This is a genomic window from Salmonella sp. SAL4457, assembly GCF_046548235.1.
Taxonomy (GTDB): domain Bacteria; phylum Pseudomonadota; class Gammaproteobacteria; order Enterobacterales; family Enterobacteriaceae; genus Salmonella; species Salmonella enterica.
Window position 1 is genome coordinate 1 of record NZ_JBGDZO010000638.1, and the last position, 265, is coordinate 265.

Here is a 265-nt window from a genome sequence, read left to right on the forward strand (position 1 = left end):
TCGTAGCCCTTCTCCGCCAGCCAGCCGCGCGCCGCATCGCTGACCTCGAGCTGGACGCGCTTGTCCTCCAGCTGCGCCTGCAGCTCGGTGAGGAACTTGTCGACCACGCTCTTGATCGTCTCGGTGCTCAGGCGGCCGAACTGGATGATGGTATCCAGGCGGTTGCGGAACTCCGGGGTGAAGCTCTTCTTGATCACTTCCATCGCATCGGTGGTGTGATCCTGCTGGTTGAAGCCGATCGACGCGCGCGCCGCCACTTCCGCGC

1 pseudogene is annotated in these 265 nt (G+C 64.5%); it reads right to left on the reverse strand.

The window, feature by feature from the left end:
- A pseudogene (gene clpA, locus ACLJNW_RS25755) lies at positions 1–265 on the reverse strand (ATP-dependent Clp protease ATP-binding subunit ClpA); the annotation flags it as partial.